25 protein-coding genes are annotated in these 25,949 nt (G+C 66.4%); 15 read left to right on the top strand and 10 right to left on the bottom strand.

Annotated elements, in window-relative coordinates:
* Positions 1-21: 21 nt before the first annotated feature.
* The 7 genes from ptsP to Q4610_RS03035 all read left to right on the top strand — a co-directional run bounded on the left by ptsP (position 22) and on the right by Q4610_RS03035 (position 8,161).
* Complete coding sequence (gene ptsP / locus Q4610_RS03065; protein ID WP_304534527.1) at positions 22-2,298, top strand: phosphoenolpyruvate--protein phosphotransferase; 2,277 nt, start codon at positions 22-24, stop codon at positions 2,296-2,298.
* 74 nt (positions 2,299-2,372) lie between these two features.
* Positions 2,373-3,332, top strand: coding sequence for a helix-turn-helix domain-containing protein (locus tag Q4610_RS03060; RefSeq protein ID WP_304534526.1), 960 nt, complete (start codon positions 2,373-2,375; stop codon positions 3,330-3,332).
* Positions 3,333-3,408: 76 nt separating this feature from the next.
* Positions 3,409-4,368 carry a tol-pal system YbgF family protein gene (locus Q4610_RS03055; RefSeq protein ID WP_304534525.1) on the top strand — a complete coding sequence of 320 codons (960 nt, stop codon included), beginning with the start codon at positions 3,409-3,411 and terminating at the stop codon, positions 4,366-4,368.
* Positions 4,359-5,327, top strand: coding sequence for a tRNA lysidine(34) synthetase TilS (gene tilS / locus Q4610_RS03050; RefSeq protein WP_304534524.1), 969 nt, complete (start codon positions 4,359-4,361; stop codon positions 5,325-5,327). Before Q4610_RS03055 ends, tilS begins: the two co-directional genes overlap by 10 nt.
* Positions 5,328-5,523: 196 nt before the next feature.
* Positions 5,524-5,715 carry a hypothetical protein gene (locus Q4610_RS03045; RefSeq protein ID WP_304534523.1) on the top strand — a complete coding sequence of 64 codons (192 nt, stop codon included), beginning with the start codon at positions 5,524-5,526 and terminating at the stop codon, positions 5,713-5,715.
* 74 nt (positions 5,716-5,789) lie between these two features.
* On the top strand, positions 5,790-7,736 hold the full coding sequence (gene ftsH / locus Q4610_RS03040; protein ID WP_304534859.1) for an ATP-dependent zinc metalloprotease FtsH: 1,947 nt from the start codon (positions 5,790-5,792) through the stop codon (positions 7,734-7,736).
* Positions 7,737-7,891: 155 nt separating this feature from the next.
* A complete protein-coding gene (locus Q4610_RS03035) occupies positions 7,892-8,161 on the top strand; it encodes a hypothetical protein (protein ID WP_304534522.1) in 270 nt (89 codons plus the stop codon).
* A 95-nt stretch (positions 8,162-8,256) separates the two neighbouring features.
* Here Q4610_RS03035 and Q4610_RS03030 read toward each other — a convergent pair whose 3' ends face one another.
* Entirely contained in the window at positions 8,257-8,547 is a 291-nt protein-coding gene (locus Q4610_RS03030; RefSeq protein ID WP_304534521.1) for a GIY-YIG nuclease family protein, read from the bottom strand.
* Positions 8,548-8,918: 371 nt separating this feature from the next.
* Between Q4610_RS03030 and guaB the strand changes: the two genes are divergently transcribed.
* From guaB to Q4610_RS03015, 3 genes are all read left to right on the top strand, one after another.
* Entirely contained in the window at positions 8,919-10,376 is a 1,458-nt protein-coding gene (gene guaB / locus Q4610_RS03025; protein ID WP_304534520.1) for an IMP dehydrogenase, read from the top strand.
* Positions 10,377-10,415: 39 nt separating this feature from the next.
* Positions 10,416-11,594, top strand: a complete 1,179-nt coding sequence (locus tag Q4610_RS03020; RefSeq protein WP_304534519.1) for an RsmB/NOP family class I SAM-dependent RNA methyltransferase — start codon at positions 10,416-10,418, stop codon at positions 11,592-11,594.
* 77 nt (positions 11,595-11,671) lie between these two features.
* Positions 11,672-12,190 (top strand): tetratricopeptide repeat protein, encoded by a 519-nt coding sequence (locus Q4610_RS03015; RefSeq protein ID WP_304534858.1) that lies wholly within the window; start codon positions 11,672-11,674, stop codon positions 12,188-12,190.
* Between the two features lie 102 nt (positions 12,191-12,292).
* Here the strand turns inward: Q4610_RS03015 and Q4610_RS03010 are convergent, their stop codons facing one another.
* The 5 genes from Q4610_RS03010 to Q4610_RS02990 form a co-directional block, all read right to left on the bottom strand.
* Positions 12,293-12,847, bottom strand: a complete 555-nt coding sequence (locus tag Q4610_RS03010; protein WP_304534518.1) for a pseudouridine synthase — start codon at positions 12,845-12,847, stop codon at positions 12,293-12,295.
* Between the two features lie 190 nt (positions 12,848-13,037).
* Positions 13,038-13,874, bottom strand: a complete 837-nt coding sequence (gene rsmA / locus Q4610_RS03005) for a 16S rRNA (adenine(1518)-N(6)/adenine(1519)-N(6))-dimethyltransferase RsmA (RefSeq protein WP_304534517.1) — start codon at positions 13,872-13,874, stop codon at positions 13,038-13,040.
* Complete coding sequence (gene pdxA, locus Q4610_RS03000) at positions 13,867-14,880, bottom strand: 4-hydroxythreonine-4-phosphate dehydrogenase PdxA (RefSeq protein WP_304534516.1); 1,014 nt, start codon at positions 14,878-14,880, stop codon at positions 13,867-13,869. The genes rsmA and pdxA overlap by 8 nt, the downstream gene beginning before the upstream one ends.
* Positions 14,858-16,243 (bottom strand): peptidylprolyl isomerase, encoded by a 1,386-nt coding sequence (locus Q4610_RS02995; RefSeq protein ID WP_304534515.1) that lies wholly within the window; start codon positions 16,241-16,243, stop codon positions 14,858-14,860. The genes pdxA and Q4610_RS02995 overlap by 23 nt, the downstream gene beginning before the upstream one ends.
* A gap of 87 nt (positions 16,244-16,330) precedes the next feature.
* Entirely contained in the window at positions 16,331-18,616 is a 2,286-nt protein-coding gene (locus tag Q4610_RS02990; protein WP_425262520.1) for an LPS-assembly protein LptD, read from the bottom strand.
* Positions 18,617-18,781: 165 nt separating this feature from the next.
* Between Q4610_RS02990 and Q4610_RS02985 the strand changes: the two genes are divergently transcribed.
* From Q4610_RS02985 to ndk, 3 genes are all read left to right on the top strand, one after another.
* Positions 18,782-20,227 (top strand): leucyl aminopeptidase, encoded by a 1,446-nt coding sequence (locus Q4610_RS02985; protein WP_304534513.1) that lies wholly within the window; start codon positions 18,782-18,784, stop codon positions 20,225-20,227.
* Positions 20,227-20,664 (top strand): DNA polymerase III subunit chi, encoded by a 438-nt coding sequence (locus Q4610_RS02980; RefSeq protein WP_304534512.1) that lies wholly within the window; start codon positions 20,227-20,229, stop codon positions 20,662-20,664. The genes Q4610_RS02985 and Q4610_RS02980 overlap by 1 nt, the downstream gene beginning before the upstream one ends.
* Before the next feature lie 80 nt (positions 20,665-20,744).
* Positions 20,745-21,167, top strand: coding sequence for a nucleoside-diphosphate kinase (gene ndk / locus Q4610_RS02975; protein WP_304534511.1), 423 nt, complete (start codon positions 20,745-20,747; stop codon positions 21,165-21,167).
* An 81-nt stretch (positions 21,168-21,248) separates the two neighbouring features.
* Here ndk and Q4610_RS02970 read toward each other — a convergent pair whose 3' ends face one another.
* From Q4610_RS02970 to Q4610_RS02955, 4 genes are all read right to left on the bottom strand, one after another.
* Positions 21,249-22,088, bottom strand: a complete 840-nt coding sequence (locus tag Q4610_RS02970; RefSeq protein ID WP_304534510.1) for a sulfite exporter TauE/SafE family protein — start codon at positions 22,086-22,088, stop codon at positions 21,249-21,251.
* A 103-nt stretch (positions 22,089-22,191) separates the two neighbouring features.
* Positions 22,192-22,839 (bottom strand): hypothetical protein, encoded by a 648-nt coding sequence (locus tag Q4610_RS02965; protein WP_304534509.1) that lies wholly within the window; start codon positions 22,837-22,839, stop codon positions 22,192-22,194.
* A 4-nt stretch (positions 22,840-22,843) separates the two neighbouring features.
* Positions 22,844-23,518 (bottom strand): glutathione S-transferase family protein, encoded by a 675-nt coding sequence (locus tag Q4610_RS02960; RefSeq protein WP_304534508.1) that lies wholly within the window; start codon positions 23,516-23,518, stop codon positions 22,844-22,846.
* 71 nt (positions 23,519-23,589) lie between these two features.
* Positions 23,590-24,465: a LysR family transcriptional regulator gene (locus tag Q4610_RS02955; RefSeq protein WP_304534507.1), complete on the bottom strand. Its 876-nt coding sequence runs from the start codon at positions 24,463-24,465 to the stop codon at positions 23,590-23,592.
* 87 nt (positions 24,466-24,552) lie between these two features.
* On the opposite strand from Q4610_RS02955, the gene Q4610_RS02950 reads away from it, so the two are divergent.
* Both Q4610_RS02950 and Q4610_RS02945 read left to right on the top strand, forming a co-directional pair.
* Positions 24,553-25,263 (top strand): CoA transferase subunit A, encoded by a 711-nt coding sequence (locus Q4610_RS02950; protein ID WP_304534506.1) that lies wholly within the window; start codon positions 24,553-24,555, stop codon positions 25,261-25,263.
* Positions 25,260-25,913: a CoA transferase subunit B gene (locus tag Q4610_RS02945; protein WP_304534505.1), complete on the top strand. Its 654-nt coding sequence runs from the start codon at positions 25,260-25,262 to the stop codon at positions 25,911-25,913. Before Q4610_RS02950 ends, Q4610_RS02945 begins: the two co-directional genes overlap by 4 nt.
* Positions 25,914-25,949: the final 36 nt, after the last annotated feature.

The following is a 25,949-nucleotide window of genomic DNA, read 5'->3' as shown; positions in this document are numbered from 1 at the left end:
TCAATCTGTTAGCGCATGATCATGCCCAGCACACCCGCCGCCGCCGCCCGCCAGATCCTCGTCCGCCTTCAGGAAGTCATGGCGGCGCGCACCAGCGCGCAGGCCAAGCTGAACAAGGTGGTGGAGATTATCGGCGAATCGCTGTCGAGCGAGGTCTGTTCCATCTATCTGGTGCGCGAGGGCGTGCTGGAGCTGTTCGCGACGCGCGGCCTGAAGCAGGAGGCGGTGCATGTCACCCGCATGGCGATGGGGGAAGGGCTGGTCGGCCTGATCGCCACCAATGTCGAGACGCTGAACCTGGACGAGGCGGCGGCGCATCCTGACTATAGCTATCGCCCGGAAACCGGCGAGGAACTGTTCCACAGTTTCGCCGGCGTGCCGATCGTGCGGCGCGAACGGTCGATCGGCGTCCTGTGCGTGCAGCATGTCGAGCCGCGCAAATATGAAGAGGTCGAGATCGAAGCGTTGCAGACGGTCGCCATGGTGCTGTCCGAACTGATCGCCCATGCCGAACTGGCCGATGACGGCCCCGCCGACGCGCGGGTGGCCGACACCAGCACCACCATGCTGCACGGGTTGCAACTGGTGATGGGCATGGCGCGCGGCCATGCCGTGTTCCACCAGCCGCGCATCCATGTCGAACATACGGTGGCGGAAGATACCGAAGCGGAGCGGGCGCGGGTCATTTCCGCCTTCACCAAGATGCGCGAACAGATCGACCGGATGACCGGCGCGGCCGAGTTCGGCACGGAGGGCGAGCATCAGGAGGTGCTCGAAACCTACAAGATGTTCGCCTATGACGAAGGCTGGATCAGGCGCATCAACGAGGCGATCGACAGCGGCCTGACCGCAGAGGCGGCGATCGAGCGGGTGCAGCAGCGCACCCGGATGCGGATGCGCCAGATCGACGATGCGCTGTTGCAGGACCGGATGCACGACCTGGAGGACATGGCCAACCGGCTGCTCCGCATCGTGTCCGGGCAATTGGGTACGGCGGCGACCATGGGATTGCGGCAGGACGCGATCCTGATCGCGCGCAACCTGGGCCCGGCGGAACTGCTGGAATATGACCGCCGCCGCCTGAAGGGCGTGATCCTGGAGGAAGGGTCGCTGACCGCCCATGTCACCATCGTCGCGCGCGCCATGGGCGTGCCGGTGCTGGGCCGGGTGCGCGACATCCGGCATCAGGTGAATGAAGGCGACCTGATCCTGATGGACGTGGCCGGCAACAACCTGCTGATCCGTCCCAGCGCCGACATGGACGAGGCGTTCGAGAACAAGCTGCATGTGACGCAGAAGCGCCGCGCGGAATTCGTCGCGATGCGCGACCTGCCATCGGTCACGACCGACGGGCAGCGGGTCGAACTGATGGTCAATGCCGGCCTGCGCGAGGATGCGCAGGCGCTGGACCTGGTGGGAGCGGATGGCATCGGCCTGTTCCGCACCGAATTCCAGTTCCTGGTGTCGGCCACCCTGCCGCAGCGCGAAAAGCAGCAGCGATTGTACAAGGATGTGCTGGATGCGGCAGGCGACCGGCCGGTCATTTTCCGCACCGTCGACATCGGCGGGGACAAGGCGCTGCCCTATATGCAACGCGATGGCGATGACGAGCTGGAGGATAATCCGGCGATGGGCTGGCGCGCGCTGCGGCTGGCGCTGGACCGCGACGGCCTGATGAAGGTGCAGGCGCGCGCCCTGCTGGAGGCGAGCGCGGGCAAGGTGCTCAACATCATGTTCCCCATGGTGTCGGAGCCATGGGAATATGAAGAGGCCCGCGCCCTGGTCGAGCATCAGCGCGAATGGCTGCACGCGCAGAAGAAGAAGCTGCCGATCGCGGTCCGTTATGGCGCGATGCTGGAAGTGCCGGCGCTGGCCGAGGTGCTGGACATATTGCTGCCGCGCGTCGATTTCCTGTCGATCGGCACCAACGACCTGACCCAGTTCCTGTTCGCCGCCGACCGCGCCCATCCCAAGCTGGCGGAGCGGTACGACTGGCTGAGCATCGCGATCCTGCGCTTCCTCGACCGGGTGGTGCGGGCATGCCAGGCGCATCAGGTGCCGGTCGGCGTATGCGGCGAGATGGGCGGGCGCACGCTCGAAGCGATGGCACTCATTGGCCTTGGCATCCGTCGCCTGTCGATCACCCCCGCGTCGGTCGGGCCGGTCAAGGCGATGATCCGGGCCATCGATGCGGCGGAAGTGGGCGCCGTGATGCACGACCTGCTGCGCGACGGGCGCACCGATATTCGCGGTGCGCTGACCCAATGGGCGGTCGAACGGAACATCGAACTGAACTGAATAACAGGGACGCGGCGTTGACAAGGCCCGTCCCGCGATGAGACAAGACCCAGCCCCAAAGGTCGCGGAGCAGCATGGCAGACGATAATCACCCGGAAACCGGCGCGGGCTTCGCGCCGGATGCGCAGCCCAATACCCCCGGCGCGAAGCTGCGCGCGGCGCGTGAAGCGCAGGGCCTGTCGATCCAAGATGTCGCGACCCGCACCCGGATCGCGCAGCGCCAGCTCGAAGCGATCGAGCGTGACGATTATGCCGCCTTGCCGGGCATTCCCTATGCCGTCGGCTTTGCCCGCGCCTATGCCCGCGCCGTCGATATGGACGAGGTGACGATCGCTGCCGACGTACGCAGCGCCGTCCATAACAGTGATATGGGCGCCAATCGCTACGAAATGTTCGAGCCGGTCGACCCCGCGCGGGTGCCGCCGGGCAAGCTGGCCTGGGTGGCGGCGGGCATCGTCGTCCTGCTGATCGCGGGCTATACCGTGTGGCGCACGCAATTGCTGACCCCGCCGACCGGCGAGCAGATCGCGCAGGAGGCGGCGAAGCCCGCCGCGGCGCGGCCCGCCGGGGTCGCGCCGGTTGCGCCCGCCGCCCAGCCGGTGGTGTTCACCGCCGTCGATGACGTGTGGCTGCGCATCTATGACGAGGCAGGGGAGCGGTTGAAGGACGGGTTGATGAAGAAGGGCGAGAGCTTCACCCTTCCCGCGACCGCCAGGGGGCCGATGATCCTGACCGGCCGGCCGCAGGCGCTGGCCGTCACGGTCGGCGGGAAAGCGATCCCGCCGCTGGGCGCGCCCGACCGCACCATCGCCGACGTGCTGGTGAGCGCCGAAGCGCTGCTGGCGCGGGGAACCGCACCGGCGGCGAGCGCCACGCCCGCAGCATCGGCACCGCGTCCGGCGCCGCGACGGGCTACGCCCAGGCCCACGCCCACGCCTACACCCACGCTGGACAGTCCGGTTCCGGCCGCTGCACCCGCCGCGCCGCCACCGGCCGGGACAGGCGCTGCGGCAACCCAGCCGCCGCCTGGCTGAGCCTGCGCGCACGTCGCGCTTTACCGCGGGAAATTACGCCTTATGGTTAAGGCGACGAAGCTAGTCGGGGAACATCATGCGTAACGCCCTTTTCGCGACGACGGCCGTACTGCTGGCCGTCGCCCTGCCTGTCCTTGCAATGCCTGCCGCCGCCCAGACATCGGTTGAAGGGCGGGTCGGCCGGCTGGAGAAGGAAATGCGCGCGGTGCAGCGCAAGGTTTTTCCGGCCGGCACGCCGCTGGAGGCGGAGATCACCCGCCCGGCGACGCCGACGGTGACGCCGGGCAGCCCGTCGGGCACGCCGCTTTCCGATCTGACCGCGCGGGTGGGCGCGCTGGAATCGCAGCTTGCCTCGATCACGGGCCAAGTGGAGGAGAATGGCTTCAAGCTGCGCCAGTTGGAGGAAGCGTTCAACCGCTACAAGGCGGATACCGACGCCCGGCTGGTCCAGCCGGAAAGTCCCGCTCCCATCGCCGCCAAGCCGGGCGTGTCTACGCCTGTCGCGGCCGATCCCGCGCCGATTGCCGCAAAGCCGGCCCCGTCGACCGCCCCGTCCAAGCCGGTGGCGGCCAAGCCCGCCGCGCCGGCACCGGCCAGCGAGGAACGCAAGGCCGCTGTCGCGGCGATCGAACGGCCGAGCACCGGGGACGCTGCCAGCGACGCCTATAATTATGGTTTCCGCCTGTGGGACGCGAAATTCTATCCTGAAGCGCAGGCGCAGTTGAAGGCGACGGTCGACAAATATGGCGCCAGCCCGGTCGGCAGCAAGGCGCAGAATCTGCTGGGCCGCGCCTATCTGGACGATGGCAAGCCGGCGCTCGCATCGGTCGCCTTCTATGAAAATTACCAGAAGCGCCCGCGCGGCGAACGCGCGCCCGACAGCCTGGCCTATCTGGGCGAGGCGCTGATCCAGCTCAAGAAGCCGGCCGACGCCTGCAAGGTCTATGAGGAACTGGAACAGGTCTATGGCGGCAACCTGTCCGCCACGCTGCGCGGCCTGATGGACAAGGGGCGCGTCAAGGCGAAGTGCAGCTAGACAAGGACAGTGCGGCGCTGACGGCGCGGCTGGTCACGGCGACGCAGGCGCTGGTCGGGGACGTGTCCGCCGCGCGCTTTGGCGTGGCGGTGTCGGGCGGGCCGGACAGCATGGCGCTGCTGTTCCTGGCCGCGCGCGCCTTTCCGGGGCGGGTGGCGGCGGTGACGGTCGATCACCAGTTGCGCCGGGAGTCGGCGGACGAGGCGGCGATGGTCGCGCGCTGGTGCGCCGGTCAGGGCATCGACCATGCGACCTTGACCCCCGATGGCGCGGTCGAGGGCAATGTCCAGGCGTGGGCGCGGGCGCAGCGCTATCGGGTGATAGAGGGCTGGCGTGTGCGGGCAGGGATCGACTGGATCATGACCGCGCACCATGCCGATGACCAGTTGGAGACGCTGCTGATGCGGCTCAACCGGGGTTCGGGCGTGGCCGGGCTGACGGGCGTGCGGGGGCGATCAGGGGTCGTGATCCGGCCGCTGCTGGGCGTGCGCAAGGCTGCGCTGCAAAGGCTGGCGCAGGTCGAGGCGCTGCCCCATGTCCATGATCCCTCCAATGCCGATCCGCGTTTCGACCGGGCGGCGTTGCGCGCGGCGCTGGCGGATGCGCCATGGATCGACGTGGCGGCGGCGGCGCGCAGCGCGGCGGCGCTGGCGGAGGCGGATGCCGCGCTCGACTGGAGCGTTGCGGCGTTGGCGCAGGCGCATGTGCGGCCGGACGGGGCGGGCTGGCGGCTGGAGCGCACGGACCTGCCGCGCGAATATCTGCGCCGCCTGCTGCTGCACATGCTGGCGCTGGCGGGCGCGCCCGCGCCGCGCGGCGACAGCCTGGACCGCGCCATCGCGCAGGCGGGTGAGGGGCGGCAGGCGAGTCTGGGCGACTGGTTGATCAGGGGCGGCAAGGCGTGGACACTGCATCCCGCGCCGCCGCGCCGCCAGTCGTGCGGGATGACGCCGGATTGACCCGCTGCATCCTTGCGCGCGCAGCGGGCCGAAGCAAGGCTGCGTCATCGGCTTCTGGCGAGAGCCGGCCGGTACGGAAAAGTTCCCCCGCTCGTCGCGCAAGCCCAACGGTCCGCCGATTTTGTGCGGTGCGGCGATCTTTTCTTAAGCGCCATCGGCTCTATCCTGACGCCCTTTCGAGCGGGGATTCTGGACGATGGTGGAATTTGCGGCGCTGACCTACGGCCTGATGGCGAGCATCATTCTTTCGGCAGCGCAACGGAACCGGAAACTGGCGCGGCCGCATCCGCCGTTGCTGCTCTATCTGGGGTATCTGCTCTGCGGCCTGTCGGCGGGGCTCGCGCTGGCGCTGCTCTATGTCGCGGCCACGCTGCTGGCCGGTGGCTGATCGTTCGTCCCTGTCCCACGTCCGCTTGCGCTTTTGCGGGCGCGCCCTATCTTGGGCGGTGAAAGAGAGTGATGATGAACGACGATAAAGACCCGCAGGGCAACCCCTGGATCAAAAGTGCGATGATATGGGCGGGCGTGATCGTCGCCCTGCTGCTGTTCGTGTCGCTGTTCAACAATCCCAACGCTGTCGCCGGCAGCGGCATCGCCTATTCCGAATTCCGTTCCAAGGTGCAGGAAGGCCAGGTCAAGGACGTGGCGATTGCGCCCGACAAGATCAGCGGCACATTGGCGAGCGGACAGAAATTCACCACCGTCCCGGTCAACGATCCGGGGCTGACTGGCCTGCTGGACGATTATAACGTCAAATATTCGGGGCAGGCCGAAGAAGGGCCGAGCTTCTGGCAGATCATGCTCTACCAGTCGCTGCCCTTCCTGCTGATCCTGGGCATCGCCTTCTTCGTGCTGCGCCAGATGCAGAAGGGCGGCGGCGCGGGCGGCGCGATGGGTTTCGGCAAGTCGAAGGCCAAGCTGCTGACCGAAAAGCATGGCAAGGTGACGTTCGATGACGTTGCCGGCATCGACGAAGCGCGCGAGGAATTGCAGGAAATCGTCGAATTTCTGAAAGACCCGACGAAATTCGCGCGGCTGGGCGGCAAGATTCCCAAGGGCGCGCTGCTGGTCGGCTCGCCCGGCACCGGCAAGACGCTGCTCGCCCGCGCGATCGCGGGGGAAGCGGGCGTGCCCTTCTTCACCATTTCCGGCTCCGACTTTGTCGAGATGTTCGTGGGCGTCGGCGCGAGCCGCGTGCGCGACATGTTCGAACAGGCCAAGAAGAATGCGCCCTGCATCGTGTTCATCGACGAAATCGACGCGGTCGGCCGCCATCGCGGCGCGGGCCTGGGCAATGGCAATGACGAGCGCGAGCAGACGCTGAACCAGTTGCTGGTCGAAATGGACGGGTTCGAGGCGAATGAGGGCATCATCATCGTCGCGGCGACCAACCGCCCCGACGTGCTGGACCCCGCGCTGCTGCGGCCGGGCCGCTTCGACCGTCAGGTCGTGGTGCCCCGCCCCGATATCGAAGGGCGCGAGAAGATTTTGGCCGTCCACATGAAGAAGGTGCCGCTGGCCCCCGATGTCGAACCGCGCGTCATTGCGCGCGGGACGCCCGGCTTTTCCGGCGCGGACCTGGCCAACCTGGTCAACGAAGCTGCATTGATGGCGGCGCGGCGCGGCAAGCGGCTGGTCGCGATGGACGAGTTCGAAGCGGCCAAGGACAAGGTGATGATGGGCGCGGAACGCCGCTCTATGGTCATGACCGACGATGAAAAGAAGATGACCGCCTATCATGAGGCTGGCCATGCGATCATCGCTGTCCATGAACCCGCGTCGGACCCGATCCACAAGGCGACGATCATCCCGCGCGGCCGCGCGCTGGGCATGGTGATGCGCTTGCCGGAACGCGACAGCTACAGCTATCACCGCGACAAGATGCACGCGAACATGGCCGTCGCCATGGGCGGGCGCGTGGCCGAGGAGATCATCTTCGGATACGACAAGGTATCGAGCGGCGCGTCGGGCGATATCCAGTACGCCACCAAGCTGGCCCGCGACATGGTCACGCAATGGGGCATGTCCGACAAGCTGGGGCCGCTGCAATATGAAGAGCAGCAGGGCGAGACGTTCCTGGGCTATTCGCAGAGCCAGCGTGTCCATATGTCGGACGAGACGGCCAAGCTGATCGACGCGGAAATCCGTGGCCTGGTGGAGCAGGGCTATGCCCGCGCGCAGGAATTGCTCAAAGGGCATGAGGACCAGCTCCACCTGCTCGCCAACGCGCTGCTGGAATATGAGACGTTGAGCGGCGACGAGATCAAGGCCCTGCTGGAAAAGGGCGAGATCACCCGCGACGACGGGACGACGATCAAGCCATCGGTCATCCCGGCGGCGGGTTCCTCGATCCCGCGCATCCGCAAACGCAAGGGCCCGTTCGGCGAGGCGTCGCCTGCCGGGGCTTGAGGGATTCGGTGAGGTGCGAGAAAGGGGCGTGGCTGAGGCTGCGCCCTTTTTCGTTGGGCGTCGCTGAATGTTTTGAAACGATCAAAAATTGCCGTTTAGGAGTGCCTTGCAGGTTCCTGATTGCGGACGTTCGTTCAGCAGGGCAAACCGCTGTGATGATGATAACACCAGACGTCATTGCACAACTGCCGTTGGCAGATATCGATGCTGTCGTATTCTACAAACGGGACGAGATCACGACTGACCTGATCTGCTGCGATGTCGAGGTGGCTGGCCGTGTTTCGTCATTCCATGAGGAAGCCAAAGGTTGGGATAACCTGATCGCGCACCTGTCCGCGCTGCCGGGCTTTCGTGCCGATTGGTATGAAGCCGTCGCTAACCCGGCTTTTGCAGCAAGCGAAACGGTCGCGTTCGACAGGCGCTGAACGACCATTTTTTGCTTTCAAAACAAAATGTGCCATTGTCCTGAAGCGGCCATTCTTCTTATCGTCACCCCAGCGAACGCTGGGGTCTCAGGCGGTCAGAGGATAAGGTCCGTCATATCGCGCCAATCGGGATTACTCTCTTCTACAAGCCGGATTTTCCATTCGCGCTTCCAGGCTTTGAGGGCCTTCTCGCGGGCGATGGCGAGCATGATGTCATCATGTGGCTCCACCAGAACGAGGCGCGTCAGCCCGTATTTCCTGCAAAAGGCCGAGCCAGTGCCGTTTCGATGTTGTTCGGCACGCGCCGCGATGTCGGCTGTGACGCCGATATAGAGAACGCCCCTTGCCTTATTTGTCATGATATATGTGTAGCCGCCTCGCGCCATGCCCTACTGTAACGCGCCGCCGCCTGAGACCCCAGCCTTCGCTGGGGTGACGGTGGATTTTATGTCTGCTCTACAACAATTGCTCCTGTAAACCAATCAGTCCACTCCCCACCCTTCTTCGTCATTGCGAGCGTAGCGAAGCAATCCATTGTTGCGCCATGGATTGCTTCGCTACGCTCGCAATGACGGGTGGTTGTGGGATGGGAACCCCAGGCTTTTCCACCATCCCACGATCTTTCCCTCACGCTTCCGTCGCCCCTTAATAAAATCCCCCAAAGGGTCTGGCCGCGCGCGCATGAAGTGGTTACATGGGCCGCCACAAATCCCCCTCGGACCCGCCGCCGGTCCGGCAGCAGAAAGTGGCTTTTTCCATGGATATCCGCCTCGGCCTCACCTTTGACGACGTGCTGTTGCAGCCCGCCGAATCCGATGTGCTGCCCAGTCAGGCGGACACGTCGACCCATGTGACCAAGGCGATCAGGCTGAATATCCCGATCCTGTCGTCCGCGATGGACACGGTGACGGAGGCCGATATGGCGATCGTGATGGCGCAGCTCGGCGGGATCGGCGTGCTGCACCGCAATCTGACGGTCGAGGAGCAGGCGGACGCGGTGCGCGCGGTCAAGCGGTTTGAAAGCGGCATGGTGGTCAACCCGATCACGATCCTGCCCACCGCCACGCTGGCCGACGCGCAGATGCTGATGCAGCGGCACAAGATCAGCGGCATTCCGGTCGTGGAACAGAGCGGCAAGCTGGTCGGCATCCTGACCCATCGCGACACGCGCTTTGCCGAAAATCCCAAGCAGCCGGTCAGCGAACTGATGACCAGGGACAATCTGGCCACGGTCAAGGTCGGCGTCGGCCAGGAAGAGGCGCAGCGCCTGCTGCATGCACGCCGGATCGAAAAGCTGCTGGTGGTCGATGACGCCTATCATTGCGTCGGCCTGATCACGGTCAAGGACATCGAGAAGGCCGTCACTTATCCGCAGGCGACCAAGGACAGCACCGGCCGCCTGCGCGTCGCCGCCGCATCGACGGTGGGTGAAACCGGGCTGGAGCGCAGCCGTGCGCTGATCGACGCGGAATGCGACCTGATCGTCATCGACACCGCCCATGGCCATAGCAAGCAGGTGTCGGCGGCCGTCGAGGCGGTCAAGCGCCTGTCCAACAATGTGCAGGTGGTCGCGGGCAATGTCGCCACCGCCGAAGCGACCAAGGCGCTGATCGGCGCGGGCGCGGATTGCGTGAAGGTGGGCATCGGGCCGGGGTCGATCTGCACCACCCGCGTCGTGGCGGGCGTGGGCGTGCCGCAGTTGACGGCGGTGATGGATTCGGCCGAGGAAGCCGCCAAGCAGGGTGTGCCGGTGATCGCGGACGGCGGCCTGCGCACGTCGGGCGACGTGGCCAAGGCGCTGGCCGCGGGTGCGGGCTGTGTCATGGTCGGGTCGCTGCTGGCGGGCACGGCCGAAGCGCCGGGCGAAACCTTCCTGTATCAGGGGCGCGCGTACAAGAGCTATCGCGGCATGGGCAGCGTGGGCGCGATGGCGCGCGGCAGCGCCGACCGCTATTTCCAGGCCGACATCAAGGACCAGATGAAGCTGGTGCCCGAAGGGATCGAAGGACAGGTGCCGTTCAAGGGACCGGCCAGGGACGTGATCCACCAGTTGGTCGGCGGCGTGAAGGCGGCGATGGGCTATACCGGCAGCGCGACGATCAAGGATTTGCAGGAACGGGCGCGTTTCGTGCAGATCACCAATGCGGGGCTTTCGGAAAGCCATGTCCATGATGTCACGATCACGCGGGAAGCGCCCAATTATCCAACACGTTAACCTGTTCGTAATGCGCCCGGAACAGGGTGCGCAACCGTAATGACACCACAGGCTCGCATCCAGGCGGCGATCGAATTGCTCGACGCCATCATCGCTTCGGCGCGTGACGGCGGCCCGGCCGCCGATACGCTGATCGCCCGCTATTTCAAGGACCGCCGCTATGCCGGATCGCGGGACCGGCGGGCGGTGCGCGACCATGTCTATCGCGCCATCCGCCGCGCCGCCGAACGGCCGGAGGATGGCCGGGCGGCGATGGTCGGGCTGGCGCGCGACTTGCCCGAAATCGCGGCGCTGTTCGATGGCGGCCCCCATGCGCCCGTGCCGATCGCGCCCGGTGAACCGGGTGCGCCGCCGGGCGCGGTGCCGGGCTGGCTGATCCCGCTGCTGGCCGCGCCGGTCGAGCAGGACGCGCTGCTGGGTCGCGCGCCGGTCGACCTGCGGGTCAATGCGCTGAAAGGCGTGCCCGCCGATCTGACGGCGCTGTTGCCCGACGCCGATCCGGTGCCCGGCCTGTCGGCCGCGCGCCGCCTGCCCGAAGGCTTTCCGATCGAGCAGAACCCGGCCTGGAAACAGGGGCTGGTCGAGGTGCAGGACGCTGGCAGCCAGTTGATCGTGCAGGCCTGCGCCGCGCAGCCGGGCATGACCGTGGTGGACCTGTGTGCCGGGGCGGGGGGCAAGACGCTGGCGCTCGCCGCCGCGATGGCGGGCAAGGGGATGCTGATCGCCGCCGACACGATCCGGTCGCGCCTTGCGCGGCTGGGGCCACGCGCGCAGCGGGCGGGGGCGACCTTCATCGAAACGCTGCTGCTGGACCAGAGCCATGAGGCGCGGGGGCTGGAAAGCCTGAACGGTCAGGCCGATATCGTGCTGGTCGACGCGCCCTGTTCGGGCACTGGCACCTGGCGGCGCAACCCGGAAGCGCGCTGGCGGCTGACGCCGGCGCGGCTCGACCGGCTGGTCGCCGAACAGGCCCGCATCCTCGATTTCGCAGCGCCGCTGCTGGCGCCGGGCGGCGCGCTGGTCTATGCCATCTGTGCATTGACCGACCGGGAGGGCCGCGATCAGGTGGACGCATTTCTGACCCGCAACGCCGGCTGGGCGGTGGAGCCGCTCGACCTGCCGCTGGGCCGGCCGCATGGGCCGGGCTGGCTGTTGACGCCGGGGCATGACGGCACCGACGGTTTCTTCTTCGCGCGGCTGCGCCGGACGGCATCCTGATCGCGCTTATGGACAAGCGGGTGCAAACGCGCGAAGATCGGCAGGAATCAGCGCCTGAAACATGGCTGGAGACAATGATGCGTTTCACCCCTGCCTCGATCGCCCTTGCCATCGTCCTGACCACCGTGTCGAGCGTGGGCCTGAGCCAGAAGCCCGACAGCCAGATCAGCCCGCAATCGGTGGAATGGCAGAAGGCCGGTGAGGCCGCGCGCAAGGCCGGCAATCTGGACGGCGCGACCGACGCGCTGGAAAGCGCGCTGGCAATCGATCCGCGCAACCGCGCCGCCTATGTCGCACTGGCCGAGGTCGCGCGGGCGCAGGGGCTTCAGGGCAAGGCGATCCGCCTCTACAAGGAAGCGTTGCTGCTCGATCCCACCGATGTCGTCGCGCTGGCGGGCCAGGGTGAGGCGATGGTGGAAAAGGGCGCGATCGCCAGGGCGAAGGACGTGCTGGCCCAGGCCCAGGCCCTGTGCAAGAGCGAGTGCGCGCCGGTGGGACGATTGGCCGCCGCGATCCAGAAGGGGCCGCCGGCCGTTGCCATGACGGACAAGACTGTGGTGCCCGCGCCCAAGGCCGCGCCGACCCAGACGCCATGATGCGGGGCTGCCGCGCTTGTTAGGGCGGGATGACGTGGGATTGCCCCACGCCGTCCTTGCTTCGCTGCGCGCGCAAGGGCCGAGCGAATCAATCTGGTGTCGTCAAATTTCGATCCGCTGCTCGCGCCATTCGCCCGGTGCGATGCCGTCCACTGTCCAGTCGCCGATGCGCCAGCGGACGAGGCGCAAGGTGGGGTGGTTGATCGCGGCCGTCATGCGGCGAACCTGCCGGTTGCGCCCTTCGCGGATGGTCAGCCGGATCCAGCTATCGGGCACGCTCTTGCGCACGCGGATCGGCGGGGTGCGTGGCCAGAGGCCGGGATCGGCGATGCGGTCGGCTTCGGCCGGGCGGGTCAGGCCGTCTTTCAACGCCACGCCTTGCCGTAGCGCGGCCAGCGCATCGTCGCCGATATCGCCCTCCACCTGCACCAGATAGGTTTTCGGCAGCTTATATTTGGGGTCGGCGATGCGGGACTGGAGCCGGCCATCGTCGGTCAGCAGCAGCAGCCCTTCGCTGTCGCGGTCGAGTCGCCCGGCAGGATAGACGCCGGGCACGGCGATACAGTCGGACAGGGTCGCGCGCGGACTGTCCGTGCCCCGGTCGGTGAACTGGGACAGCATATCATAGGGTTTGTTGAACAGGATCAGGCGGGGCATGGGCCAGCGCGCTTCCATGTAAAATCTTTCCCTGAAAGGGGCGTGTGATGGAGACGCATATCTGCATCGAACAGGACATAGCCCTGAGGCAAGGCTGTTGCCCTGTCGATGATAGCGCGACACCCCTCCGCCACGTCCTTCGGGCGCGGTTCCCCTCTCCTTCCGGGGGAGGATCGGGCGTGCAGGGCCTTCACCGGCTCAAGATACGCGCGACATCGACAAATTCCGCGACGCTCACGGTTTCGGCGCGGCGTTGCGGGTCGATGCCGATCTGGTCGAGCGCTTCGAGCGCGCCGGGCAGCCCCTTGAGGCTCTGGCGCAGCATCTTGCGGCGCTGGCCGAAGGCGGCGGCGGTCAGGCGTTCGAGATATTTGAGCTGCACCCCGTCGGGCGCCGGTTTCGGGGTGATGTGGACCACCGCCGACATCACCTTGGGCGGGGGGGTGAAGGCGCTGCGATGGACCTTCATCGCGATCCGTGCGTCGCTGCGCCATTGGGACAGGATGGCGAGCCGGCCATAATGGTCGGTGCCCGGCTGGGCGACGATGCGTTCGGCGACTTCCATCTGGAACATCAGCGTCAGGCTCCGCCACCAGGGCAGGGGCGACCAGTCGGCCGACAGCCAGCCCACCAGCAGCGGGGTGCCGACATTATAGGGCAGGTTGGCGATGATATGCGCGCCCTCGCCCGCTTCTGCGCGCGCGTCTATTTCCATCGCGTCGCCGGACAGGGTGCGCAACTGGCCGGGAAATGCCTCCTCCAGTTCGGCCAGCGCCGGCAGGCAGCGCCGGTCGCGCTCGACCGCGACGAGCCGCGCCCCGGCGCGCAGGATCGCGCGGGTCAGGCCGCCGGGACCGGGGCCGACCTCGAACGCGGGCGCGTCCCTGAGCGGGCCGGGGATGGCGGCGATGCGGTCGAGCAACTGCTCGTCGAGCAGGAAATTCTGCCCCAGCGCCTTGCTGGCGGCAAGGCCGTGGCGCGCGATCACGTCGCGCAGGGGGGGCAGCGCCGGACGGCCCTCAGCCATGGGCGATGCGCGCCCGCGCGGCTTCGGCGGCCATGCGGAGCGCGGCCATCATCGCGCCGGGATTGGCGCTGTCCTTGCCGGCAATGCCAAAGGCGGTGCCATGGTCGGGCGATGTGCGGACGATCGGCAGGCCCAGCGTGATGTTGACGCCTTCATCGAAATTCAGCGTCTTGATCGGGATCAGCGCCTGGTCATGATACATGCACAGCGCCGCGTCATAGGTTTCGCGCGCACGGGCGTGGAACATGCCGTCGGCGGCGAGCGGACCGACAATGTCGAGGCCGTCCTGTCGCAGCAGATCGATGGCGGGGCGGATCACGTCGATCTCCTCCCGGCCCAGCGCGCCATTTTCGCCGGCATGGGGGTTCAGGCCAGCGACGGCCAGACGCGGGCGCGCGATGCCGAAATTGCGCTGCAACCCCTTGGCCGTGGTGATGGCGCGGGCGCGAATCAGGTCGATGGTGAGCGCGGCGGGCACCTGGGCCAGCGGAATATGGATGGTGATCGGCACGACTTTCAGCGACGGCCCGGCCAGCATCATCACGGCATTATGGGGGGCAACGCCGCATCGTTCGGCGATGAACTCGGTCTGGCCCGGATGGGTGAAGCCGACGCCGTAAAGCTGTTCCTTGCCCACGGGCGCGGTCACGACACCGGCGGCCGATCCCGATCGGGCCAGGCCGACCGCGACTTCCAGCGCCTGGAATGCGGTGCGCGCGCCGTCGATGTCGGGGGTGCCCGGCACGATTTCACCCGCCTGCGCGACCTGGAGGCAGGGGAGGGCGGTGTCGAATATTTTGGCGGCTTCCTCCGGCGCGCCGATCGGCGCAATCGGGCCGAGCCAGACCGCGCGGAGCGAGGCGATGTCGCCCACCGCAAAGAAGGGCGGCAGGCCGCGCGCATCCCGCATCACCCAGCTTTTGGCGACGATTTCCGGCCCTATGCCCGCCGGATCACCGAGCGAGACGGCGAAAGGCGCGCGCTCAGTTATATTCGATGACGGCATCGCGGCGAAGGTCGCGCAGATAGATGCGCGCGCGCTTGTTGACCCGTTCCTCTTCCAGTTGCGCCATGATCTGTTCCGCATTGGGCGCATTGGCCGACGCCGGATCGTCGCGACCGCACACCACAAGCACGCGGACGCCATCGTTGATCGAACCGAAAGGCGGGGTGGTCTGGCCCACTTGCAGGTTCATCAATATGTCCTGCAACTGCGGCGGCAGATCGCGGACCTTGACATTGTCATTGTCGACCACGTCGGCGCCGATCTTCGCGCCCACTTCATTGGCCTGGCCGCACCCCTTGATGCCCTTGATCGCTTCGGCGAACGCCGCCGCCTTGGCGCTGGCTACCTCCTTGGTCGTGCCCTGCGGGAACAGGACCGACAATTGTTTCAGGCTGAGCAGCGAATCGCGCGGGTCAGCGGTCAAGACCTTGCGCTTGTCCATCACGTAGATCAGCGACATGCCACCGGCGACATCGATCGGGCCGGCAATCTGGCCGACCTGCATTTCCGCTGCGGCCTGCGCCAGTTCGGGCGGCAACTGGGTGGGGCGGACCCAGCCCAGGTCGCCGCCGACCACGGCGGTGGAGGCTTCGGAAAACTGCCGGGCATAGGCCTGGAAGCTGCCGCCCTGCTGGATTTGCTGAATGATGTTGCGCGCATTGGCGGCGATCTGGTCGTGATTTTCCGGGGTCGCCGACAGGTAGATTTCGCCGATGCGCACCTCGTCGCTGCCCTTGGCGGCATTCAGCCGCTCGACCACTGCCTTGACCTCCTCCTCCGACACGTTGACGAAGGGCTGGATGTTGCGGCGTTGCAGCCGGCTCCAGGCCAGTTCGCCCTCGATCTGGCGCTTGATGCTGGCGGCCGAGCTGCCCTTTTCGCGCAGATAGGCGTCGAACTGGGCGGGCGACTGGCGGAAATTGGCGGCCACCCGCTCATAGCTTTGCTGCACTTCGGCCGGATCGACCTTGATGTCGTTGGCGGCGGCTTCCTGAATCTGGAGCGTTTCGTCGATCAGGTTGCGCAGCACCTGGACGCGCAGCCGCTCTTTCTCTGCCTCTTCCACCTTGCCGCCATTGGCGGTGATGATGAGCGCCAGCCGCTGATCGACATCGGTGCCGGTGATGATGCGGCCGTTGACGATCGCGGTCGCCTTGCGGACATTGGGGTCGCTCTTGCCAAAGACGGTAAGATCCTTGGGCAGGTTGAGCGGCTGCGCGCCGACGCCGCCATCGTCATCCACGCTCTGGGCAAGGGCGGGCTGGAGCCCCGCGCCCAGCAGAGCCGACGAGAGAAGCAGGGTGCGCAGGCCCGAACGGACGCCATGGAAGCGGCGGTTGGGCGGGGAAACGACAGGCAGCATCGTCGGCAAAAATCTCCAATACGAACCGGCGCGTGATGCGCCCGTCCGCCTTAACCAGCCCTGACAAGGAGACAGGAAGCGTGACCCTTATATGCCAATATTGCGGAAAGCTAGCCGTAGCTGGAAGCCATTGCCCTTCCGCGCGTCGCCATTGGTCTGATAGTCGCGCCGCCAGGTCAGGCCCAGCGTCAGGCAGTCATCCTCATAGGCGACGCCCAGACGGTGGCGGACCGGCTGATAACCGTCGGACACGCTGACCGGATCTTCCTTCGCATCGGTCAGGTCGACCACGGTGGAACCGAACACCGACCAGAATCGCGCGAACTGGACGCGGGCGCCCAGGCGCAATTCCTCCCGGTCCTGCAAATCCTCCAGCGCCGACGATGCATTGCGGTTGAGTCGCAGATAGCCGACCATGGCATAGGTCTGCTTGGTGCCGATCGTCGCGTCCACTTCGTTGCGGCGGACGGAGAGATTGTCCTTGTCCAGCCGGAAGCGGTGGGTGAAGCTGAGGAAATCCTTGTAGCGGACGGTGGTGCGCCCGACGATGTCGGATGTGCGACCGGACAGGCCGGTGCCGTCGGGCAGGATGCTTTCGCGCCGGTTGAGCCGATAGCTCTGGCCGATGATGCTCTGGAGCGAGAAACTGGGCAGATCCAGCCCATATTCCAGGCCATAGGTGACGCGCGAACTGTCCTCGAACCGATCATAGCCGGCGAAACGGTTGAGCGCGAAGAGGTTGCTGTCCTCCAGGTCGACGGCGCGCGCGTCCTCATTGGGCAGGGACAGGTTGGCCAGATGGGGCGAGGCGACGATCTGCACGCGCGGCGCGATCCGCTGCACCCCGCCGAACGCTTCGCCCACGAACGGCCAGCGCATGTCGACCGCGGCGGCGGCGATGCCGCGCGCCTGCCAGCCGGGCTTGCCGGCATAGCTGGTCACGGCCGTCAGATCATTGTCGCTGCTGTGATAGGCGTCGCCGCGCAGATAGCCGGTGAAGGTGACTTCCTGCCCCAGGCCGGTCAGCGTGCGCAGATTCCATTCGGCGGCGGCAAAGGCGCGCTGCGTATCCTGCCCGCTGGTCCGGGTGATCGCCAGCGTGTTGGCCTGCAACTGGAGGATGCCGCCCAGCAGCGGGTCTTTCAGGCGCAGCCGATAATCGATGACAGGCAGGGCGATCGGGGTATTGCCCTGCGAATCGCCCTGGCGCAGCGTCTGGACCGCCCAGCCGCGAATCGAGAAATAACTGTCCTGCCCGATCCGCTGCGCGCCGATGGTGGAGCGCAGCCGATCCTCCCGGCTGATGTCGTAGCGGCGCAGGAAGGTGCGATCGGTGACGAGCCGGATCGATCCGTCCACGCTCCATTGCGGGCTGAGCTGCAACGCGCCGCTGGCGTCGAGATAGCCGCGAATATCCTTCTGCGCACTGGCTGGCGTCGTGCCCACGCTGCTGTCGCCGGTGGCGACGCGGCTGCCCTGGGTCAGATAGCCGGTGATCTGGTAGGCGCCGCGATCGGTCAGATGGCGGAAATTCGTCTCCAGCATCGGCAGCGCGTCGGTATAGACATGCGGCGTGACCGTCAGGTCGCGATTGGGCGCCAGCTTGAAATAATAGGGCAGCGCGACTTCGAAGCCGTTATTGCGGTCATAGCGCAGATTGGGCACCAGCAGCCCGCTGCTGCCGCCATCGCCGACCGGATGCGACAGGCCCGGCAGCGGGATCAGCGGCAGCCCGAACAGTTCGATATTCGCATTCTTGTAGGTGACGCGCTGGCGCGTGGGGTCATAGATGACGCGCACGGCGTTGATCTGCCAGGTCGGTTCCTTGGGACAGCCCTTGCTGTCCTCCACCGCGCAGCCGGTATAGGCGGCGCGGTGCAGCGTGTAGATGCCGTTGACCCGTTCCCCCTTCACCGCCGCCAGCCGCCCGCCCGACTGAAGCACCAGCAACATGTTGTCGACTGCCCCGTCCCTCAGCGTGTCGGTAACGTCGAAGCGGTCGCCATAGGCGATATTGCCTTCGGGATCGGTGACTGAGACATTGCCCAGCGCCTCCACCTTGCCGCTGTTGCGGTTCCACACGACCTTGTCCGCGCGCAGCCGGTTGCCGTCGCGCAGCAATTGCACATTGCCGCTGGCGGTGACGATATCGGCGTTGCTGTCATATTGCAGCGCGTCGGCGGCGAAGCCCAGTTGATCGTCATTTTCCGGCACCGGCGCGTCAGGCGTACTGATCGGCGCCTGCGGTTCGTTGAGTTGCTGTGCGATCGCCTGCGGGCAGGCGGCCAGCGCGACACCGCCCAGCAGGGCAGCACGGAAGGGAAGGGAGAACAGGGTGTTTCGCAAGCGGCGGGGCCTTATCGACGGGCGCATCTGGGCTACCGCCTATCCTACTGATTGGCAGTCCGCAATCGCCCGCTATGCCTGTGGGGCCGCAAAATCGGTCGAACGGCTTTGCCAGACGGAGAAAGCTGCACTATCTGGCACACAAGCGCGCGTTTTTACGGCGCATCAGGACATAAGAGGAAAAGAACCCCGATGGATATCCGTTTCAGCCCGACCCGCCCGGACGCCGACACCCTGGTCTTTGCCGTGCCCAAGGGCGGTTTCGACGCGCTGCCGCTGTCCGCCGCGCCGATTTTGGCCGCCGGCGCGGCCGCATCCCGCTTCACCGGGGAGACGGCGACGAGCTTCGAAAGCTTCGTGACCGAAGGCGGCAAGACGCTGCGCGTGCTGTTGCTGGGCATTGGCGCGGGCAGCGCGCAGGATGTGGAAAAGGCCGGTGCGGCGCTGACCGCCAGGCTGGCGACGAGCGGCGCCGTGCACGCGGCAGTCGAATTTTTCGGCGGCGCGAGCGGCGAACTGGCCGCCCGTCTGGCGTTCGGCGCGCAATTGCGCGGATGGCGGATCGACACATATCGTACCCGCCAGAACGAAAAGGCCAAGCCGACGCTCCAGACCATCACTTTGGTCGCGGCCGGCGCGGATGCGGCCTGGGAAACGCTGGCGGCGGTGGCCGATGGCGTCGCCTTCACCCGCGAACTGGTGTCGGAACCGGCGAACATCCTCTATCCCGAAAGCTTCGTCGAACGCTGCCAGCATCTGCGCGATCTGGGCGTGAAGATCACCGTGCTGGACAAGGCGGCGATGGAGGCGCTGGGCATGGGATCGCTGCTGGGCGTGGCGCAGGGTTCGGTGCGCGAGGCGCGGCTGCTGGCGATGGAATGGGACGGCACCGACGGTGCGGTCGAAAAGCCGGTGGTGTTCGTCGGCAAGGGCGTGACCTTCGACACGGGCGGCATCTCGATCAAGCCGGCGGCGGGCATGGAGGACATGAAGTGGGACATGGGCGGCGCGGGCGCGGTCGCCGGCGCGATGAAGGCGCTGGCCGGGCGCAAGGCGAAGGCGCATGTCGTGGGCATTTGCGGGCTGGTCGAAAACATGCCCGACGGCAATGCCCAGCGTCCCGGCGACATCGTCACCTCCATGTCGGGCCAGACGATCGAGGTTCTGAACACCGACGCCGAAGGGCGGCTGGTGCTGTGCGACGCGCTGACCTGGGCGCAGCGCACCTACAAGCCCGACGTGATCGTGGATCTGGCCACCCTGACCGGCGCGATGATCGTGTCGCTGGGCAACGAATATGCGGGTATCTTTTCCAATGACGATGGCCTCGCCAACGACCTGATCGCGGCGGGGCAGGCGGCGGGCGATCCGCTGTGGCGCTTCCCGCTGTCGGCCGCCTATGACAAGCTGATCGACAGTCCGATCGCCGACATGAAGAATATCGGCTCGCGCTATGCCGGGTCGATCACGGCAGCGCAGTTCCTGAAGCGCTTCATCGAGGATGGCGTCAAATGGGCGCATCTCGACATTGCCGGCATGGTGTGGGCGGACAAGCCGGGTGCGACCTGGGACAAGGGCGCGACCGGCTATGGCGTGCGGCTGATCGACCAACTGGTGGCGGACAAGTTCGAACGCTGATGCAGGTCGATTTCTACCAGCTCAGCCGCGATCCCGTGGACCAGGTGCTGCCCGTCATCGCGGCGCGCATCCTGGGCCTGGGCGCGCGGCTGCTGGTGGTGGCCCAGGAAGCGGAGCGGCTGGAACGGATTTCCGCCGGGCTGTGGGCGGGACCGGCCGACAGCTTCCTGGCGCATGGCCGGGCGGGGGAGGACGGGGAAGCGCACCAGCCGATCCTGCTCGGCGCGACCTGCGCGGCGCTGAACGGCGCGGCGCATGTCGCGCTGGCGGACGGGATCTGGCGTGATGAGGCGCTGGCGTTCGAGCGCGCCTTTTATTTCTTTGACGCGGACACGATCGAGGGCGCGCGCGCCAGTTGGCGGATGCTGAGCAAGGCGGACGGCGTCGCGCCGCGCTTCTGGCGGCAGGAAGGCCGCAAATGGGTGCAAGGTCCGTGACGGCGAAGCCTCTTGCGGCCCGGCGCGGCCACGTCTAAAGGCGCGCCCAGCATTCCCAACAATCTGGAGTTTCGAGGGCCATGGCCGTCACGCGCACCTTTTCGATCATCAAGCCCGACGCGACCCGTCGCAACCTGACCGGCGCCGTCACCAAGATGCTGGAGGAAGCCGGCCTGCGCGTCGTCGCGTCCAGGCGCATCCGCATGAGCCGCGAGCAGGCCGAGGGCTTCTATGCCGTGCACAAGGAACGCCCCTTCTTCGCCGATCTGGTCGCCTTCATGATTTCCGGCCCGGTCGTCGTGCAGGTGCTGGAAGGCGAGAACGCCGTGCAGCGCAACCGCGACATCATGGGCGCCACCAACCCCGCCAATGCCGACGCCGGCACGATCCGCAAGGAACTGGCCGAATCGATCGAAGCCAATTCGGTCCATGGTTCGGACAGCGAAGAAAATGCCGCGATCGAGATCGCCTATTTCTTCAAGCCCGAAGAAATCGTCGGCTGATAGCCGATCGGTCCTGACGGACGGAAAGAGGCCCGGCGCTCCTTGAGGAGTGGCCGGGCTTTTCATGATCTTCACGGCCGGTTAAGGCCGCGCGGCCTTCACCGGCGCCTCGACCTTCACCGGGTCGGGCGCCCGTGCCTTGACGAACAATTGCCAGGAGGACAGCGCCAGCACGGCCGCGAGCAGCGGTTGCAGCAGCCTGTCGGGCGCGCGGGAGGACAGATAGCTGCCGATCACCACGCCGGGGATCGATCCGATCAGCAAATTGGTCAGCAGCACGCCATTCACGTCCCCCATGATCCAGTGTCCGGTCCCGGCGATCAGCGCCAGCGGCACGGCATGGGCGATATCTGAACCCACGATGCGCGCCATTTGCAGGCGTGGATAGAGGAACAACAGCACCGTCACGCCGATCGCGCCCGCGCCGACCGAGGAGATCGACACGGCCACGCCGATCATCGCGCCCAGCACCACCGTCCCGCCGATCACCGTCCCGCGTGATCGCACCGCGTCGAAATCATGCGCGTGGCGGAACAGCCATTTGCGCCCGATCACCGCCACCGATGTCAGCGCCAGCAGGCTGGCGAGCGAGAGCAGGATGACATGTTCGGTCGATTTGCCGACATCGCCGATCCAGCCCAGGACGGCCAGCGTCAGCAATGCGGCGGGCACGCTGCCCATCGCCATGCGGCGCACGATCGTCCAGTCCACCGTTTCGCGCGATCCATGGATGGCGGAGCCGGCGATCTTGGTGATGGCGGCGAACAGCAGGTCGGTGCCCACCGCCGTCTTGGCGCTGACGCCGAAGATCAGCACCAGCAGCGGCGTCATCAGCGATCCGCCGCCCACCCCGGTCAGGCCGACCAGCGTGCCGACCAGAAAACCGGCGATGGCGTGAAAAAAGTCGATCGATCCGGTCACGCTTGTCCTGTCCTTATGGGCGATCCTGCGTCGGCCGTTTCAGCGGGTTGCGGCGCGCAGGACAAGGCGGTTTCGGGTTTCAGCGGGTGAAGCAGGGCTTGGCCTATTGCCCGCTGAGCCTGGCCCAGCGCGTATCGACTTTCGCCTGCGCATCGCGCGCGGTCAGCGTTCCGACCCGCGACAGGCCGCGCAGCGCCAGGCTGTGTCCGGCGATCCAGCGCCCGGATATGCCATAGCCGATGTCGTAGAGCGCCACATTGTCATGCGCGTCGCCATTCACCAGGAAGCGGGTGGTGATGGCGACCGGCAGCCGTTCGTCGCCGATGCTGTCGTCGGGCAGCTTCGCCCTGTCCCGCGCTGTCTTGAGCGCATCGGCGAACCAGCCCGCCTCGATCCGGGGCGCGCCGGTGGTGTCGACCGGCCCGATGCCGAGTGCACGGGGGAAGAGGATGGTCTGGCTCTGGACGATCTGGTCGGGATCGGCGGTCCTGATCGCGATCCGCTCGTCCGTCACCGTCTGTGCGTTCAGCACCAGCGCGGCGGCCCGGCTGGACGCCTTGCGGTTTTCGCTGGCCCTGGCGGCGCGCTCGTCCTGCTTGTCCGACCAGTTGAGATAGAGGGTGAGGGCGGAAATCGCCACCGCCAGCACGGCCACCCCTTCGCCCAGCGTGATCCAGCGCCGGCGGATCGCGGCGGCCTCCGCCGCGCGCGCTTCCTTCGTTTCCGTTGGCGTTTCGGGACCGTCGCTCATCGCTTCACACCGTCTGCGGCGGGACTTCGAAGCGGTCGATCACCCAATCCTCGGCCTGCGCGCCGCCGATCCATTCCTGCATCCAGGGATGGGCGATGATCGCGCGCATATAGGCTTCGGCAAAGCGCGCGACCGGCAACTGATAGGTGATGAAGCGGGTGACGACCGGGGCGAACATCAGGTCCGCCGCGCCAAATGTCCCGAACAGGAACTCGCCATCGCCGCCATGGCGCGCGCGCGCCTGCGCCCAGAGCTGCATGATCCGGCCGATATCCTGCGCCACCGCTTCGGATGGCGGGACGGCGGGGTAGATTTGCCGGATGTTCATGCTGTGCTCGCGGCGCAGCGCGGCGAAGCTGGAATGCATTTCGGCCGCCATCGACCGGGCCATGGCGCGGGCGGCGGGATCGGCGGGCCAGAACAGGTCGCCGCCGACCTTTTCGTTCAGATATTCGACGATGGCCAGGCTGTCCCACACGACGATGTCGTCGCCGTCCCACAATATCGGCACCTTGCCGGACGAGGGCGCGAATTCGTCGCCCTCGCGCCGTTTCTCCCATGCTTCGTCATAGAGGGGGACGACCACCTCCTCGAAGGGCAGGCCCGAAAGCTTGCACGCCAGCCAGCCGCGCAGCGACCAGCTCGAATAGGCCTTGTTGCCGATAAAGAGCTTCATCATGGCGTCAGCTTGTAAACGGCGCGGACGGGACAAGTCGAGAGCGGTCACGGAAAATTGGCCAGGCCGGGCCTTCAGCCCGGATCGATCTGAAGTCCGGCGGTGCGACGGAACAGTTCCAGCACCAGCGGTTCCTGCTCGCGGGCGCGGATCGCGGCCTCGAAATGCAGCATCCGGTCGGGGCGCGGCAATATCTCGACCAGCCGCCCGCTGGCGATTTCGCCGCGCACCATGGTTTCGGGCAGCACTGCCGCGCCGCCGCCATTGGCGACGATTTCCACCAGCGTGCGGACATTGTTACAGCTGTTGATGGATCGCGCAGCGACGCCCTGTTGCGCCAGCGCGTCGCGCATCGCGCCGTGGATGGGGGAAGGATCGGGCAGCGACCAGACCGGCAGCGGCCGGGCGAAGCCGCCAGCCTGCGCGACCGCACGGCCCGCGACCCAGGCGAGGTGCAGCGCGCCGATCGGCTGGGTGCGGATATTGGGGCTGGCGACCGGCCCGGCCAGGAAAACGAGATCACGGGCGCCGGTCAGCAACAATTGCAGCATCCGCGCCGTCAGGTCCAGTTCCACCTCCATCGACACGCCGGGCATGTCGCGTTCGACCGCCTGGATGAAGGCGGGCAGGCAACTGGCCGCCGCGATCTCGCCCGATCCGATGCGGATCATGCCGCTGGCCCCGGCGAAATCGCTGATGTCGAGCAGCGCCTGTTCCAGCCCGGTCCACAGCGGCTCGCACGAATCGATCAGCAGCCGCCCGCGCGCGGTCAGCACCATGCGCCGCCCTTCGCGCCGGAACAGGGCGATGCCCAACTGGTCCTCGACCTCGCGCACGCGCGCCGAAATGGCGGGCTGGGTGGTATGGAGCCGTTCGGCTGCGGCCTGAAACGTGCCCAGCCGGGCGATCCAGGTCAGGGTTTCAAGATGATAGAGCGCGATCCGTTTCATAATCATCTCTTATCATAAATAATAAAAAATAATCGCTATTCCTGATCCTATCCGCGCCTTATCATGCTCCGCGAAGGAGAGACGTGCATGGCGAACAAGCTCTACCCGGATGCGCAGGCGGCGCTCGACGGGGTCATCAGGGACGGGATGCTGATCGCGGCCGGCGGCTTTGGCCTGTGCGGTCTGCCCGAACGGCTGCTCGACGCGATTCGGGACAGCGGCGCGAAGGATCTGACCTTCGCCTCCAACAATGCCGGCATCGACAATGAAGGCATCGGCAAGCTGCTGCGCACGCGGCAGGTGAAGAAGATGATCTCCTCCTATGTCGGCGAGAACAAGGAATTCGAACGCCAGTATCTGGCCGGTGAACTGGAGGTGGAATTCTGCCCGCAGGGCACGCTGGCGGAACGGATGCGCGCCGGCGGCGCAGGCATTCCCGGTTTTTACACCAAGACCGGCGTGGGCACCTTGGTTGCCGAAGGCAAGGAGGTGAAGAATTTCGACGGTGAGGATTATATCCTGGAACGCGGCATCTTTGCAGACCTCAGCATCGTCAAGGCGTGGAAGGCGGACGAGACGGGCAATCTGGTGTTTCGCAAGACTGCCCGCAATTTCAATGCGCCAGCCGCCACCTGCGGCAAGATCTGCATCGTGGAAGTCGAGGAAATCGTGCCGGTGGGGTCGCTCGATCCCGACACGATCCACCTGCCGGGCGTTTATGTCCAACGCCTGATCGTGGGCAGCCCCTATGACAAGAAGATCGAATTCCGCACCGTCCGCCAGAAGGAAGCCGCATGATGACCGAGCAGAGCACAGGCTGGACGCGGGATGAAATGGCCGCGAGGGCGGCGAAGGAGTTGCAGGACGGATTCTATGTCAATCTGGGCATCGGCATCCCGACGCTGGTGGCCAACCATATTCCCGCCGGCGTGGAAGTGACGCTCCAGTCGGAAAACGGGATGCTGGGCATCGGTCCCTTCCCCTATGCAGGGGAGGAGGACGCCGACCTGATCAACGCGGGCAAGCAGACGATCAGCGAATTGCCGCAGACCGCCTATTTCTCCTCGTCCGACAGTTTCGCGATGATCCGCGGCGGGCATATCGACCTGACCGTGCTGGGCGCGATGGAGGTCGCTGAAAATGGCGACATCGCCAACTGGATGATCCCCGGCAAGATGATCAAGGGCATGGGCGGCGCGATGGACCTGGTCGCCGGCGTCAAGAAGATCATCGTGGTGATGGAACATACGTCCAAGAATGGCGATCCCAAATTCATTCCGGCCTGCACCCTGCCTCTGACCGGGCGCAATGTGGTGGACATGATCATCACCGACCTGTGCGTGCTGCAACGGCCCGACCATGACAGCCCGTTCAGGCTGGTCGAAATGGCGCCGGGCGTGAGCGCGGAAGAGATCGCCGCCAAGACGACGGGCCATTATATCGTCTGACGGGCGCGGTCCGATGGTGCGGGCCGCAGCGAACGG

It is taken from the genome of Sphingobium cyanobacteriorum (assembly GCF_030580935.1).
In the GTDB taxonomy this organism is placed as follows: domain Bacteria; phylum Pseudomonadota; class Alphaproteobacteria; order Sphingomonadales; family Sphingomonadaceae; genus Sphingobium; species Sphingobium cyanobacteriorum.
This window is presented reverse-complemented; position numbering and strand designations above follow the sequence as displayed.

Coding starts and splice junctions, on each gene's coding strand:
- Q4610_RS02990 (WP_425262520.1), bottom strand. CDS start 18,616: ATGCGCCCGTCGATAAGGCCCCGCCGCTTGCGAAACACCCTGTTCTCC.
- Q4610_RS03035 (WP_304534522.1), top strand. CDS start 7,892: ATGATGATAACACCAGACGTCATTGCACAACTGCCGTTGGCAGATATC.
- Q4610_RS03055 (WP_304534525.1), top strand. CDS start 3,409: ATGCGTAACGCCCTTTTCGCGACGACGGCCGTACTGCTGGCCGTCGCC.
- ftsH (WP_304534859.1), top strand. CDS start 5,790: ATGAACGACGATAAAGACCCGCAGGGCAACCCCTGGATCAAAAGTGCG.
- Q4610_RS02950 (WP_304534506.1), top strand. CDS start 24,553: ATGGCGAACAAGCTCTACCCGGATGCGCAGGCGGCGCTCGACGGGGTC.
- Q4610_RS02960 (WP_304534508.1), bottom strand. CDS start 23,518: ATGATGAAGCTCTTTATCGGCAACAAGGCCTATTCGAGCTGGTCGCTG.
- Q4610_RS03060 (WP_304534526.1), top strand. CDS start 2,373: ATGGCAGACGATAATCACCCGGAAACCGGCGCGGGCTTCGCGCCGGAT.
- pdxA (WP_304534516.1), bottom strand. CDS start 14,880: ATGCCGTCATCGAATATAACTGAGCGCGCGCCTTTCGCCGTCTCGCTC.
- Q4610_RS02955 (WP_304534507.1), bottom strand. CDS start 24,465: ATGAAACGGATCGCGCTCTATCATCTTGAAACCCTGACCTGGATCGCC.
- Q4610_RS03010 (WP_304534518.1), bottom strand. CDS start 12,847: ATGCCCCGCCTGATCCTGTTCAACAAACCCTATGATATGCTGTCCCAG.
- guaB (WP_304534520.1), top strand. CDS start 8,919: ATGGATATCCGCCTCGGCCTCACCTTTGACGACGTGCTGTTGCAGCCC.
- Q4610_RS03030 (WP_304534521.1), bottom strand. CDS start 8,547: ATGGCGCGAGGCGGCTACACATATATCATGACAAATAAGGCAAGGGGC.
- Q4610_RS03015 (WP_304534858.1), top strand. CDS start 11,672: ATGCGTTTCACCCCTGCCTCGATCGCCCTTGCCATCGTCCTGACCACC.
- rsmA (WP_304534517.1), bottom strand. CDS start 13,874: ATGGCTGAGGGCCGTCCGGCGCTGCCCCCCCTGCGCGACGTGATCGCG.
- Q4610_RS03020 (WP_304534519.1), top strand. CDS start 10,416: ATGACACCACAGGCTCGCATCCAGGCGGCGATCGAATTGCTCGACGCC.
- Q4610_RS02985 (WP_304534513.1), top strand. CDS start 18,782: ATGGATATCCGTTTCAGCCCGACCCGCCCGGACGCCGACACCCTGGTC.
- Q4610_RS02995 (WP_304534515.1), bottom strand. CDS start 16,243: ATGCTGCCTGTCGTTTCCCCGCCCAACCGCCGCTTCCATGGCGTCCGT.
- ptsP (WP_304534527.1), top strand. CDS start 22: ATGCCCAGCACACCCGCCGCCGCCGCCCGCCAGATCCTCGTCCGCCTT.
- Q4610_RS02965 (WP_304534509.1), bottom strand. CDS start 22,839: ATGAGCGACGGTCCCGAAACGCCAACGGAAACGAAGGAAGCGCGCGCG.
- Q4610_RS02945 (WP_304534505.1), top strand. CDS start 25,260: ATGATGACCGAGCAGAGCACAGGCTGGACGCGGGATGAAATGGCCGCG.
- ndk (WP_304534511.1), top strand. CDS start 20,745: ATGGCCGTCACGCGCACCTTTTCGATCATCAAGCCCGACGCGACCCGT.
- Q4610_RS02980 (WP_304534512.1), top strand. CDS start 20,227: ATGCAGGTCGATTTCTACCAGCTCAGCCGCGATCCCGTGGACCAGGTG.
- Q4610_RS03045 (WP_304534523.1), top strand. CDS start 5,524: ATGGTGGAATTTGCGGCGCTGACCTACGGCCTGATGGCGAGCATCATT.